Origin of the sequence: Streptomyces sp. NBC_00012 (assembly GCF_045040875.1) — a bacterium.
GTDB lineage: Bacteria > Actinomycetota > Actinomycetes > Streptomycetales > Streptomycetaceae > Streptomyces.
In genome coordinates, this window is record NZ_CP108309.1 from 1,789,979 (window position 1) to 1,802,743 (window position 12,765).

The 12,765-nt window shown below is 70.4% G+C and carries 13 protein-coding genes; 2 read left to right on the top strand and 11 right to left on the bottom strand.

Annotated features, from left to right (window positions below):
- Window positions 1-13 precede the first annotated feature (13 nt).
- Window positions 14-1,366 (bottom strand): lysine N(6)-hydroxylase/L-ornithine N(5)-oxygenase family protein, encoded by a 1,353-nt coding sequence (locus OHA19_RS08345; protein ID WP_405718011.1) that lies wholly within the window; start codon window positions 1,364-1,366, stop codon window positions 14-16.
- 258 nt (window positions 1,367-1,624) lie between these two features.
- Here OHA19_RS08345 and OHA19_RS08350 point away from each other — a divergent pair, with 258 nt between their 5' ends.
- Window positions 1,625-2,572, top strand: a complete 948-nt coding sequence (locus OHA19_RS08350) for a methionyl-tRNA formyltransferase (RefSeq protein WP_405749804.1) — start codon at window positions 1,625-1,627, stop codon at window positions 2,570-2,572.
- A 98-nt stretch (window positions 2,573-2,670) separates the two neighbouring features.
- On the opposite strand, the gene cynS is transcribed toward OHA19_RS08350, so the two are convergent.
- From cynS to OHA19_RS08395, 9 genes are all read right to left on the bottom strand, one after another.
- Window positions 2,671-3,141, bottom strand: coding sequence for a cyanase (gene cynS / locus OHA19_RS08355; protein ID WP_376627742.1), 471 nt, complete (start codon window positions 3,139-3,141; stop codon window positions 2,671-2,673).
- 124 nt (window positions 3,142-3,265) lie between these two features.
- Window positions 3,266-3,862 (bottom strand): carbonic anhydrase, encoded by a 597-nt coding sequence (locus tag OHA19_RS08360; protein WP_405749806.1) that lies wholly within the window; start codon window positions 3,860-3,862, stop codon window positions 3,266-3,268.
- Window positions 3,863-4,274: 412 nt separating this feature from the next.
- Window positions 4,275-4,865 (bottom strand): hypothetical protein, encoded by a 591-nt coding sequence (locus OHA19_RS08365; RefSeq protein WP_405718003.1) that lies wholly within the window; start codon window positions 4,863-4,865, stop codon window positions 4,275-4,277.
- A 14-nt stretch (window positions 4,866-4,879) separates the two neighbouring features.
- A complete protein-coding gene (locus OHA19_RS08370) occupies window positions 4,880-6,043 on the bottom strand; it encodes an ROK family glucokinase (protein WP_405718000.1) in 1,164 nt (387 codons plus the stop codon).
- A 133-nt stretch (window positions 6,044-6,176) separates the two neighbouring features.
- Window positions 6,177-7,037, bottom strand: a complete 861-nt coding sequence (locus tag OHA19_RS08375) for an ATP-binding cassette domain-containing protein (RefSeq protein WP_405717998.1) — start codon at window positions 7,035-7,037, stop codon at window positions 6,177-6,179.
- A complete protein-coding gene (locus tag OHA19_RS08380) occupies window positions 7,034-8,086 on the bottom strand; it encodes an ABC transporter permease (protein ID WP_405717996.1) in 1,053 nt (350 codons plus the stop codon). Before OHA19_RS08380 ends, OHA19_RS08375 begins: the two co-directional genes overlap by 4 nt.
- A complete protein-coding gene (locus tag OHA19_RS08385; RefSeq protein ID WP_405717994.1) occupies window positions 8,083-9,066 on the bottom strand; it encodes a sugar ABC transporter substrate-binding protein in 984 nt (327 codons plus the stop codon). Before OHA19_RS08385 ends, OHA19_RS08380 begins: the two co-directional genes overlap by 4 nt.
- 239 nt (window positions 9,067-9,305) lie before the next feature.
- Complete coding sequence (locus OHA19_RS08390) at window positions 9,306-10,316, bottom strand: sugar ABC transporter substrate-binding protein (RefSeq protein WP_405717992.1); 1,011 nt, start codon at window positions 10,314-10,316, stop codon at window positions 9,306-9,308.
- A gap of 93 nt (window positions 10,317-10,409) precedes the next feature.
- Window positions 10,410-11,168, bottom strand: coding sequence for a GntR family transcriptional regulator (locus OHA19_RS08395; protein WP_405717989.1), 759 nt, complete (start codon window positions 11,166-11,168; stop codon window positions 10,410-10,412).
- Window positions 11,169-11,305: 137 nt separating this feature from the next.
- Between OHA19_RS08395 and OHA19_RS08400 the strand changes: the two genes are divergently transcribed.
- Window positions 11,306-12,328, top strand: a complete 1,023-nt coding sequence (locus OHA19_RS08400) for a Gfo/Idh/MocA family oxidoreductase (RefSeq protein ID WP_405717987.1) — start codon at window positions 11,306-11,308, stop codon at window positions 12,326-12,328.
- A 10-nt stretch (window positions 12,329-12,338) separates the two neighbouring features.
- On the opposite strand, the gene OHA19_RS08405 is transcribed toward OHA19_RS08400, so the two are convergent.
- Window positions 12,339-12,761 carry a PaaI family thioesterase gene (locus OHA19_RS08405; RefSeq protein ID WP_405717985.1) on the bottom strand — a complete coding sequence of 141 codons (423 nt, stop codon included), beginning with the start codon at window positions 12,759-12,761 and terminating at the stop codon, window positions 12,339-12,341.
- Between the last annotated feature and the right edge of the window lie 4 nt (window positions 12,762-12,765).

Genomic DNA, 12,765 nt, shown 5'->3' on the forward strand with positions numbered 1-12,765 from the left:
CCCGCCTCGCGCCTCACGCGTGCGTACCGGTGCCGTCGGTGACCGGGCGGGCCTCGGCGGAGGCGGACCCGGCTCCCCGGTCCAGGAGCGAGTCCAGGATCTCCCCGACCCGTATCGCGGTGTTCGACAGCAGGGACGTCGTGATGCCGTGAGTGTGCTCCGTGCCGCCCTGGAGGTAGATTCCGCAGCGCAGTTCGGGGCTGGTCGAGACCCGGTAGTCGCGCTCGACGCGGACCCGGCCCTCGTCGTCGCGCAGGCAGTGGCCGGCGACCTCGCCGAGGAGGCCGAGCGGATCGGCGGGGCTGTAGCCGGTGGCGAACACCACGACATCCGCGTCCAGGATCGTCTCCTCGCCCGTGACGAGGGAGTTCACGGTGGTGCGGACGCCGTCGGGCGTCTCCTGGACCCCGGTGACCCGGGAGACGTTGAGGAAGCGCAGCCGTTCGGTGCCGAGGACCTTCTCCTGGTACATCTGCCGGTACAGGTCGTCGATCAGGTCGATGTCCACCACGGAGTAGTTGGTGTTGCCGTGATAGGCCATCAGCCGGGTCTTGACGCTCTCGGGTGCGGCGAAGTAGTCGTCGACCGCCCCGGGATCGAAGATCCGGTTGGCGAAGCTGCTGTCGTCGGCGGGGCTGTAGCCGTAGCGGGAGAAAACAGCGCAGACCTCGGCCTCGGGGAAGCGGCGGTGCAGATAGGCGACGTTCTCGGCGGCGCTCTGGCCGGCGCCCACGACGACGAACCGCGAGGGCGAGGCGGCATCCAGCCGGTCGACCTTGCGCAGCAGATCGGAGTTGTGCCAGACCCGGTCGCCGCGCTCCACACCCTCCGGCATGAGGGGGCGCAGCCCGGTTCCGACGACGAGGTTGCGGGCCCGGTGGACCGAGAGGCCCTCCGCCGAACGGACGGTCACGTCCAGGTACTCCACGACGCCGCCGTGGACGAAGGGCGTGACGGCGACGACCTCGTGACCGTAGGAGACCAGGTCGTCGACCTTGGCCGCGGCCCACTCGAAGTAGTCGTGGAACTCCACCCGCAGCGGGAAGAGGTTCTTGTGGTTGATGAAGTCGATCAGCCGGCCCCTGCTCTGCAGGTAGCAGAGGAAGCTGTACTCGCTGGCCGGGTTCCGGAGCGTCACCAGGTCCTTGAGGAAGGACACCTGCATGGTGGCGTCGTCGATCAGCATGCCGCGGTGCCAGCCGAAGCTCCGCTGCTGCTCGAAGAAGTGGGCCGTGACCGGCTCCTGCCTGCCGACGCGGGTGTTGTGCTCACTCAGCGCGATCGCCATCGCCACGTTGGAGGGGCCGAAGCCGATGCCGATCAGGTCGTGGACCAGTGGTGCGTCGCCAGGAAGAACCTGTGACATGTCACTCCCATCGTGCGGGAAAGCCGCCTGTCAGGCGTAGGGAAGATACGAGAGGCGGGCACGCCGAGCAGGCCGCCCAACCGAACTTAGGTGAGCCTAAGCTAATCACACGGCGCTGTCGATAGGGCGAACCGGCATCCGATGCCGCCGACCGATCCGACGAACCGTCAATCGGCGCACGGAATCCCCCTGTTGCAAACTAAGGTAAGCCTTGCTTTACTTGCCACCGGTCCAGCCCTGCCCTGAGGAGGAACCCCCATGCGGGTCGTCATGTTCGGTTACCAGACCTGGGGGCACCGCACCCTGCAAGCCCTCCTGGACTCCGAGCACAGTGTGGAACTGGTCGTGACGCACCCCAAGAGCGAGCACGCGTACGAGAAGATCTGGAGCGACTCGGTCGCCGGTCTCGCCGAGGAGCACGGCGTCCCGGTGCTGATCCGCAACCGTCCCGACGACGACGAGCTGTTCGAGCGCCTCGAGCAGGCCGATCCGGACATCATCGTCGCCAACAACTGGCGCACCTGGATCCCGCCGCGCATCTTCGGCCTGCCGCGCCACGGCACGCTGAACGTCCACGACTCGCTGCTGCCGAAGTACGCCGGCTTCTCCCCGCTGATCTGGGCCCTGATAAACGGCGAGTCCGAGGTGGGCGTCACCGCGCACATGATGGACGACGAGCTCGACGCCGGTGACATCGTCCGGCAGGAGGCGGTTGCGGTCGGACCGACGGACACCGCCACCGACCTCTTCCACAAGACCGTCGGCCTCATCGCCCCGGTCACCATCGGCGCGCTCGGCCTCATCGCCGCCGGACAGACGGAGTTCACCCGGCAGGACCGCTCCCGGGCGAGCTTCTTCCACAAGCGGTCCGCCGAGGACATCCGCATCGACTGGACCTGGCCGGCCGAGGACCTCGAACGCCTGGTCCGCGCCCAGTCGGAGCCGTACCCCAGCGCCTTCACCTTCCACCGGGGCAAGCGGCTCGAAGTCCTCGCCTCGGTGGTGTCCCGGGGCCGCTACGGCGGCACTCCCGGCCGCATCTTCTACCGCGAGGGCGAGGGCGTGGTGATCGTCGCCGGAGCCGACGCCCGCACCGGCCGCGACCACGGCCTGGCCATCACTCGCGTACGGACCGAGGACGGCCGGGAGCTGCCCGCGACGGAGTACTTCACCTCCATGGGCGGCTATCTGACCAGCCGTCCCTGACGCACGCGGCCGCAACTCCATCGGGTCCGCCCGCAGAACGCCGGACGGGCCGGCGGAAGAGATTCCGCCGGCCCGCTCGATCAGGTGTTGATGTGTCGTCAGAAAGGCTTGGTCGGGAGGTACTTACCGTCCAGAGTGATGACCGCACGCTCGCCGCCCTCGGGGTCGGCGACCTTCTTCACGTCCAGCTTGAAGTTGATCGCGGAGATGATTCCGTCGCCGAACTGCTCGTGGACGAGGGCCTTGAGGGTGGTTCCGTAGACCTGGAGCATCTCGTAGAAGCGGTAGATGGTCGGGTCGGTGGGGATGCCGCCGGGGATCGATCCGCGGGTCGGGATGGTGCGGAGCAGCATCGCCGCGTCCTCGTCCAGGCCGAGGAGTTCGGCGACGGCCTCGGCGGAGGCCGCCGGGAGGGCGTGCTGGCCGAGGACGGCGGCGGTGACGAACGCGACCGACAGTCCGGCGGCGTCCGCGATCTGCTGCCACGACAGGTCCTTGCGGACCTTGGCCTCGACGGCGGCCGCGGCGAGCAGCTGACGGGCGGTGGGGTCGAACTGGGCGTGCACCATGGGGTGTTTCCTTTCATGCGTGCCGCTCGCCGAAAAGACGGAAGGCGGGAGCGGCGGGTAAGGGGTCGAGAAGTGATCCCGGACGCCCGAGGGGCGGCGGGGATCGGGCTTGCGGGCCCGGTGGTCAGGCCGCGAGGGCGGCGGGCCGGCCGGTGGCGTCGAGTTCCACGACGGTGCCGGTGGGGATGTCGTAGACCCAGCCGCGCAGAGTGACCGCGTCCGCGGCCCTCGCGCGGGCCACCGAGGGGTGGGTGGCCAGGTTCGCCAGTTGGGCGAGCACGTTCTCGCGCACCAGCGCGGCCACGTCCCGCTCGTCGGCGGCGGTGCGGGCGACCGAGGCGTCGGCGTGGCGCAGCCAGTCGGCGATCGCGGGTGCGCCGGAAAGGTCGTGGTGTGCGGCCAGGGCGGTCATCGCGCCGCAGGCGGAATGACCGCACACCACGATGTCCTGCACGCCGAGGACGGCGACCGCGTACTCGATGCTGGCCGCGATGCCGTCCGGCGCGGGGGTGTAGGCGGGTACGAGGTTTCCGGCGGTGCGGACGACGAAGAGCTCGCCCGGCTCACTGCTGGTGATCAGCTCCGGGACCACACGGGCGTCCGAGCAGCTGATGAACAGTGTCGACGGCCCGTGGGTGTCGGCCAGGTGGGCGAAGAGCTCCGCCTTGGCCGGGAAGACGTCGCGCTGAAAAGTTCCGACACCTTCGGCGAGGTCGTACATGGTCACTCCCTTCGGTGGCTGCCGGCCCCGATGGACTGACGTGGTCCACCATGCACGACCTGCCCCTATAGAGTCCAAGACTCAATATCGATGACCCCTATCGATGACACCTATGGCGACCGCGCGGTGCCGCGCGCCTTACGCTTCCGTGTCGCCCCTGCCGCCCACGCCGGGCGGGGTCGACCGATCGGTTGACCCCGGTGTCAACCAGGCAGAAGTCAACGACGAGCCGCCGGGTCGACCGGCCGAGGCCCGCTGTGGCCCCAGGATTGATCCGGCGGGATCCGGTGATCCGGTTCGGCAGTCCGGTCCGGTGGCGGGATCCGGTGATCCGGTTCGGCAGTCCGATTCGGTGGCACGGTTCAGTGGCGCGCTGCGGGGTTCGCGAGGCGCACCGGGGATGTTCCTACGCTCAGGGGGTTGCCGCCGAGATGACGTACACGACGGGGTTCATCGGGTCGGTCATGTTCACCATGATGTCCTGGGTGGGCCGCGGGTCCTTGTTGGTGTGCGTGGTGCCCGCCCACTCGACCCCGGGGCCGAACGTCCAGCCCGAGATCTTCTGGTCGCGGTCGCCGATGGTCACCTTGCCGGTCTCCAGGTCGGAGCGGCCGCTGCCCATCCGGCCGAGGAAGCGGTCGAGCCCGGCGGACGTGGTGCGGAACTCCACGTACAGCCGGCTGGCCTTCCAGTTGTTGGTCTCGTAGTACTGCACGTCCAGGGAGTTCCCGGGCATCGGCAGTTCGAAGATCCGGCGCTGCAACCGGGACGGCCAGCCCTCCCGGAGCCCCTGCGCGGAGGCCTCGGCCTCCTTGTTCTGGCCTGCGCGGCGGCTCTGCCCGGCCGAGATCAGCAGATAGCCGGCCGGGATGCCGATGAGCAGCACGATGATGGTCGCCGTGATCAGCCGGCGGCGGATCAGCCGGCGCCGGTCCTGCGGCGGCCGGCCGTCGTCGGGCGGCGTGGACTGACGCGGCAGGACGGGGTGCTCGGCTGCGGTCATGTGTCTGGGGATCCCTAGGAGGTGCGGGTGTTGCGCGTATTACGGATGGTGCTCGCGGCCTGGTCGTAGATCTGGGCGTACCGCTCGTACCGCTCGACCCGGCGGCGGTTGGTACGGCGAAATCTGCGGGCCACCAGCCGGGCCAGGTCCGCGGCGCCGACCATACCCGCCTCCGGGCCGAGCTGGGCCTTGGCGATCCGGGCCTCGGGCCGGTAGCCGCGGCCGGTGAGATGACGTTTGAAGGCGTCCCTGGCGGGCCCGATGAGCAGGTCGTCGGCGGCGCTGACGCCGCCCCCGATGACGAAGCAGGAGGGGTCGAGCGCGGCGGCCAGGTTGGCGATGCCGACGCCGAGCCACTGGCCGATGTCCTGGAGGAGCTCGACGCACATCGCGTCGCCCTCGCGGGCCAGTTCGGTGATGAGGGGCCCGGTGATGTCGGGGATGTTGCCCTTGACCCGCTCGATGATCCCGTGCGCCACCGGGGAGTCCGCGGCGGCCAGCTCCTTGGCCTCGCGCACCAGGGCGTTGCCGGAGCTGTACTGCTCCCAGCAGCCGCGGTTCCCGCAGGGGCAGCGGTGCCCGCCGGGCACCACCTGCATGTGGCCGAACTCACCGGCGACGCCGAACTTGCCGCGCTTGACCTGACCGTCCTCCAGGATCGCGCCCCCGATGCCGGTGCCGAGCGTGATCATGACGAGGTGGTCCTCGCCGCGCCCCGCGCCGAAACGCCACTCCGCCCAGGCGGCGGTGTTGGCGTCGTTGTCGACCATGACGGGGACGACGAGGCGGGAGGCGAGGGCGTCGCGCAGCGGCTCGTCGCGCCAGGCGAGGTGCGGCGCGAAGAGCACCTTGGAACGGTCCGCGTCGACCCAGCCGGCCGCGCCGATGCCGACGGCGTGCACATCGTGCCGGTCGGAGAGGTCCAGGACCAGCTCGACGATGGTGTCCTCGACGACCTTGGGGCTCTTGGACTTGTCCGGCGTCTCGGTACGCAGCTGCTCCAGGATGTTGCCGTCGGCGTCGACGACGCCCGCCATCACCTTCGTACCGCCGATGTCGATGCCGACGGTGGGTACCCGCGGTGCCGTGAGGTGCGAGCGCCGCTCCCGGGTGCCCACGGTCCGCAGAACGGTGGCGCGGGCGGAGCCGCGGTGTGTGAAGTCGCGGTACGTGCTCATCGTCCCTGCGGGGTCTGGGGGAGCCGGGGGCGGTGCTCCCGGCGGCGGACTGCGCCCGTCGGGCTCGATTCTGCCACTGCCGGAGCACCGGGGCTGGCGGACCGGTGAGCACGGGGCCGGTACCGGCCGGTGGCTACTCGGACTTGCCGGGGACCGGGTGGCCGCCGAGGTGGGTCGGCGCGGGGGCCCGCTCCAGCTCGTGGCTGAGCTCCTCCAGCTCGCTGCCGCCCGCCATCTGGCGGGTCAGCTCGTCCAGGGTGATGGACTCCTTGGTGTGGCTGCCGGACATGGCGCCCCGCTTCAGCAGGACGAAACGGTCCCCGACGAGATACGCGTGGTGCGGGTTGTGCGTGATGAGGACCACGCCGAGACCCGCGTCGCGGGCGGCCGCGACGTACTTGAGCACGACCCCGGACTGCTTGACGCCGAGCGCGGCGGTGGGTTCGTCCAGGACGAGGACCTTGGCACCGAAGTAGACGGCCCGTGCGATGGCGACGCACTGGCGCTCACCGCCGGAGAGGGTGCCGATCGGCTGGTCGACGTCGCGCAGGTCGATCCCCATGCGCAGCAGCTCGGAGCGGGTGGTCTCGCGCATCAGCCGCACGTCGAGCCGTTTGAAGGGGCCCGCGCCGGTGGTCGGCTCGGAGCCGAGGAAGAAGTTGCGCCAGACCGGCATCAGGGGCACGACGGCCAGGTCCTGGTAGACCGTGGCGATGCCGCGGTCCAGGGCGTCGCGCGGGTTGGCGAGGGTGGTTTCCTCGCCCTCGATGAGGAAGGTCCCCGCATCGTGCCGGTGCAGCCCCGCGATGATCTTGATCAGGGTGGACTTGCCGGCGCCGTTGTCGCCGAGCACACACGAGATCTCGCCCGCGTGGACCTCCAGCGAGACGTCCGTCAGGGCCTTGATGTTGCCGTAGAACTTGCTGACGTGGTCCAGCTCGACGAGCGCCCGGTGGGGCGCCTCCCGGTCGGCCGGTGCCTTGGGGGCCGTCATTTCGTCGCCTCCGCGCGCTTGCGTACCCATGCGTTGAGCAGGGTGGCCAGGAGCAGCATGGCTCCGAGGAAGAACTTGAACCAGTCCGGGTTCCACTCCGCGTACACGATGCCCTTACTGGTCATGCCGAAGATGAAGGCACCGACCGCGGAGCCGATCGCGGAGCCGTAGCCGCCGGTGATCAGACAGCCGCCGATGACGGCCGCGATGATGTAGATCAGTTCGTTGCCGACGCCCTCGCCGGACTGCACCACGTCGAAGGAGAACAGCAGGTGCTGGCCGGAGACCCAGGCGGCGAAGGCGACCCCGAGGTAGAGGCCGATCTTGGTACGGATCACCGGGACGCCGACCGCGCGGGCCGCGTCGGCCTCGCCGCCGACCGCGAAGATCCAGTTGCCGAAGCGGGTGCGGAGCAGGATCCAGGTGGCGATCGCCACGAGGACCGCCCACCACAGGATGGTCACCTTGAACTCGACGCCGCCGATGGTCCACTGCGAGGCGAAGACCTTGCGAGCCGAGTCGAAGCCCTCCATGTCCCCGATGGACTTGGTGGAAACGGTCCCGCTGATCAGCTTGGTGAAGCCCAGATTGAGGCCGGTCAGCATCAGGAACGTACCGAGCGTGATGATGAAGCTCGGCAGTTTGGTGCGGGTGAGCATAAAGCCGTTGAACGCCCCGATGGCCAGGGTGACCAGCAACGACACGAAGACGCCGACCCAGACGTTGGCCGTCATCTGATAGCTGAACATCGACGAGATCAGCGCGGAGCTGGTGACCAGCACACCGGCGGAGAGGTCGAACTCGCCGCCGATCATCAGCAGCGCCACCGGCGCGGCCATGATCCCGATCGTCGAGGCCGCGTACAGCACCGTGCCGAGGCTGGAGGCGCGCAGGAAGCTGTCGGCGACGATCGAGAAGAAGATGAAGACGGCCGCGGCACCGACCACCGAGCCGAGCTCGGGGCGGCCGAGCAGTCTGCGCAGCGGTGAGGTGCGCATCAGCCGCTCGTCGGCCCCGGCCGGGGCGGACGGTCCGGCGATCGTGCTCATCGGGTCCCCCGCTTCGTGTACTGGGCGAGTTCGGCGGCGTCCTCGGCGGTGATGATCTGCGGTCCGGTGAGGACCGGGCGGCCGCCGCCGAGGACATTGCCGTTGTAGCGGTAGAGCCAGAGCAGGTCGACCGCCTCGTACCCCTGGAGGTAGGGCTGCTGGTCGACCGCGAAGCCGAGGGTCTTGTCCGTCAGGGCGGTGGCGACCTTGGCGTTCAGGTCGAAGGTGTCGATCTCGGCGTTGCTGCCCGCGGTCTTCTTCGCTTTGACGGCGGCGTCCGCGAACGGCGCGCCGAGGGTGACGACCGCGTCGATGCTCTTGTCGGCCTGGAGCTTGGCCTCGATGGACGCCTGGACGTCGGGCATGTTGGTGCCCTCGACGTAGAGGTTCTGCATCTGGCCGTCGAAGGTCTTCTTCGCTCCGGCGCAGCGCTGCTCATGGCCGACGTTGCCCTGTTCGTGCAGGATGCACAGCGCCTTCTTGCGGCCCCGCGCGTTGAGCTCGTCGCCGACCGCCTCGCCCGCGATGGACTCGTCCTGGCCGATGTGGGTGAGCGCGCCGAACCGCTTGGACTCCGCGGAGCCCGAGTTCACCGTGATCACCGGGATTCCGGCCTTGGTGGCCTTGGTCACCACGTCCTTCATCGCGTCGGGCTTGGCGAGGGTGACGATCAGCCCGTCGACCTTCTGGTCGATGGCGGCCTGCACGAGCTGGGCCTGCTGCTGGGCCTCGTCGTTGTGCGAGTACAGGAACTTGATGTTGTCCTTGACGGCCGCCTGCTCGGCACCGCGCTGGACGATGTCCCAGAAGGTGTCGCCGTCGCCCGAGTGGGTGACCATCGCGAAGGTCCAGCGGGGTGTGTCCACCGCGGCCCGGCCCTCGGCGGCGGCCCGGGCCGCGCGCTCCTCCGCCCGCTTGCCACCGGTGCTGCTGCATCCCACGAGGGAGGCCCCCAGCACCGCCGCAAGCACGGCGCCCATCGCACGTACCCCTGTCCGAACCCTTGCCACGACGCCGTGCCCTTCTTGTGCTGCTCGCTGTGCTGCTTGGAGGGGCCGGGGATGACGTACTCCCGGCCCGGCTGGCCAAGTATCCCCGAGCGGCCGACGGCACCGCCCGGCAGGGGCGGGGCGCGTGTGTCGGCGCCCGGGGCCTCTCGTCCGGATCATGCCGGGCCCGCGGGGTCCGGCACGCACGCCCGCCGCGGTGCGTGGGAGGTTCACCGGGTGCCGCGCGCGGTGTACTTCTCCAGCTGCGGCACGTCCTTCGCGGTGACGATCGCCGGGCCGGTGAGCACCGGCTTTCCGCCGCCGACGACGTTGCCGTTGGTCCGGTTGAGCCAGAGTTCGTCGACGGCGAGGTAGCCCTGGAGGTAGGGCTGCTGGTCGACGGCGAAGCCGACCTCGTCGGCCTTCAGCCGTTTGACGACCTCGGCGTTCAGATCGAAGGTGTCGACCTCGGCCGTGCTGCCCGAGCCGTCCTTGGCCTTGACGGAGGCGGCGGCGAAGGGGGCTCCGAGGGTGACGATCGCGTCGATGTCCTTGTCGGCCTGGAGCTTCGCCTCGATCGAGGAGGTGGCGGCGGGCATGTTGGTGCCCTCGACATCGAGGTTCTCGACCTGGCCGCCGAAGGTCTTGCGCACCCCGGCGCAGCGCTCCTCCAGCGACACGTTGCCCTGCTCGTGGATGACGCAGAGGGCCTTCTTGCGGCCCCGTGCGTCGAGCTCGTCGCCGACGGCCTCGCCCGCGACCTTCTCGTCCTGCCCGATGTGCCCGAGCGCGCCGATCTCCGTCGAGAACTGCGCGCCCGAGTTGATGGTCACGACGGGTATGCCGGCCTTCACGGCCTTGGCCACGACGTCCTTGACGGCTTCCGGCTTGGCGAGGGTGACGATCAGCCCGTCGACCTTCTGGTCGATGGCGGCCTGGACGAGCTGGGCCTGTTCCTTGCCCTCCTTGTTCGCCGAGTAGAGGAACTCGGCGTTGTCCTTGGCCGCCGCCTGCTTCGCGCCGCTCTGCACGATGTCCCAGAAGGTGTCGCCCTCTCCCGAGTGCGTGACCATCGCGATCTTCATCCGGGGCGTTCCGGCGGCCGTGCCCGCGCCGCCGCTCCCTGCCGCGGGCTTCTCCTCGGCGCTCCGGCCGCCGGAGCCGCTGCAGCCCGTGACGGTGGGCCCGATGCCGAGGGCCGCGACGGTGATCAGGGTTGCTGCCTTGCGAGAGGTACGCATGGTGGGTCCGCCTTCTCTCCCGGCCGCCCGAGTGCGGCTGGAGGAGTTCTAGCGGTGGTCGTACGACACGTCAACGGGGCGGGGCGGCCGTCGTCACCGTACGAGCAGCTGGAAGTCGAAGGTGTAGCGGGAGGCCCGGTAGATGTGGGAGCCGAACTCGACCGCCCGCCCGGTGTCGTCGAAGGTGACGCGCTCCATCGTCAGCAGGGCGGCCCCCTCCTCCTCGGCGAGCCCGGCCGCCTCGTCGGCGGTGGCGAGCCGGGCGCCGACGGTCTGGCGGGCGCTGTGCAGGGTGATTCCGGCGCCGCGCATCAGCCGGTACAGCCCGGTGGCCTCCAGCCGCTCGGTGTCCAGGTCGACGATCCCGGTCGGCAGGTGGTTGCGCAGGAGCGCCAGCGGCTCGTCGTGCGCGTAACGCAGCCGCTCGACGAGGTGTACGTCACTGCCCTCGGCGACCGCCAGGGCTTCGGCCACCACCGCGTCGGCGGGTTCGACGGTGTTGCGCAGGACGCGGGTCGTGGGGTGCCCGCCCGCGGCCTCCAGGTCGTCGTAGAGGCTGCTCAGTTCGAGCGGGCGCCTGACCCTGCTGTGCACGACCTGGGTGCCGACGCCGCGACGGCGCACCATCAGCCCCTTGTCGACCAGCGACTGGATGGCCTGGCGGACCGTGGGCCGGGACAGGCCGAGCCGTGCCGCCAGCTCGATCTCGTTGCCGAGGAGGCTGCCGGGGGCGAGCCTGCCCTGCTCGACGGCGGACTCCAGCTGCTGGGCGAGCTGGAAGTAGAGCGGGATCGGGCTGGAGCGGTCCACGCCGAGTTCGAGCGCGGCCGGGTCGGTGGTGGGTTTGGGCACGCGTGGAGGGTATCCCTCATGTCAGAACCTCCGGTAGTCCGGTCGTCCTGTTGTCCGGACAGCATGACCAACGAACAAGGGGCACCTTGTCAGGACATATGGTTGACAGCGCAGCCGGTGGACGGCACGTTGGGTCCATGCGTATCGGACTCATCGGCACTGGCCGGATCGGTTCCTTCCACGCGGGCGTGCTGGCCCGCCATCCCGAGGTGGACGCCCTGGTGGTGACGGACACCGACGGGGCGCGGGCGGCCGAGGTCGCGCGGCGCACCGGCGCGACGGTGGCCCCGGGCGCCGATGAGGTGTTCGGCGCCGGGGTGGACGCCGTGGTGATCGCCTCGGCCACCTCGGCGCACGCGGAGCTGATCGGCCGGGCCGCGCGGGCCGGGCTCCCGGCGTTCTGCGAGAAGCCGATCGCACTGGACCTGCCAGGGACCCTGGGCGCACTGCGCGAGGTCGACCGGGCCGGGAGCGTGCTCCAACTGGGCTTCATGCGCAGGTTCGACGCGGGGTACCGGGCGGCCCGCGCCGCGGTGCGGGACGGAGCGCTGGGCCGGCTGCACACCGTGCGGGCGGTGACGATGGACCCCGCCCCGCCGCCCGCCGCGTATCTACCGCTCTCCGGGGGGCTGTACCGGGACTGTCTGGTCCATGACTTCGACATGCTGCGGTGGGTGACGGGCCGTGAGGTGACGGAGGTGTACGCCACCGGGTCGGATGCCGGGCCCGGGATGTTCCGGGCGGCGGGCGACGTGGACACGGCGGCGGTCCTGCTGACCCTCGACGACGGCACGCTGGCCACGGCGGCCGCCACCCGCTGCAACGGCGCCGGCTACGACGTACGGATGGAACTGGCGGGCGAGCTGGACCAGATCACGGTCGGCCTGGACGACCGCACACCGCTCACCTCGGCCGAACCCCGGGGCCCGGCGGCCCCTGCCTCCCCCTGGCCCGGATTCCTGGAGCGGTTCGCTCCGGCGTACGAGGCCGAACTGGAGGCGTTCGTACGGGTGGTGCGGGGCGAGCTGCCCAATCCGTGCGACGGCCGGGAGGCCTGGTTCGCGCTGCTGATCGCGGAGGCGTGCGAGGTGTCCCGCCGGGAGCGGCGCCCCGTGGCGATCGCGGAGGTCGCCGACGGCGCGGCGCGGCCCGCCCCCTGAGGGCCGGGGCTCAGGAGGACGGGGCGGCCGACAGCACGGTCCCCTGCGCGACCGCGCAGAGTGTCCGCTCCCCGTCCTCCCCCGCCGCGAACAGCTCGCAGCGGACCACCGCCTGGCGGCGGCCGGTGTGCACCACTTCGGCCTCGGCGATGAGTGTGCTGCCGGTGGCGGGCCGGATGTACTGGATGGAGAAGCCACCGGTCAGCACGGCCGGGCCGAGCGTGGTGCCGGCGGCGAAGGTGATCGCGTTGTCGGCCGCGTAGGCCAGGACCCCGCCGTGCAGAAAGCCGTTCTGCTGCTGGAGTTCCTGGCGGATGTCCACTTCGAGGGTGGCGGCGCCGTCCCCGAAGGCGGTGACCCGCGCGCCCACGAGGCCGCTGAACGGCTGGCTGTCGAGCACCTTCCGCGCCAGCTCCAGGTCAAGTCCGTTCATTTCA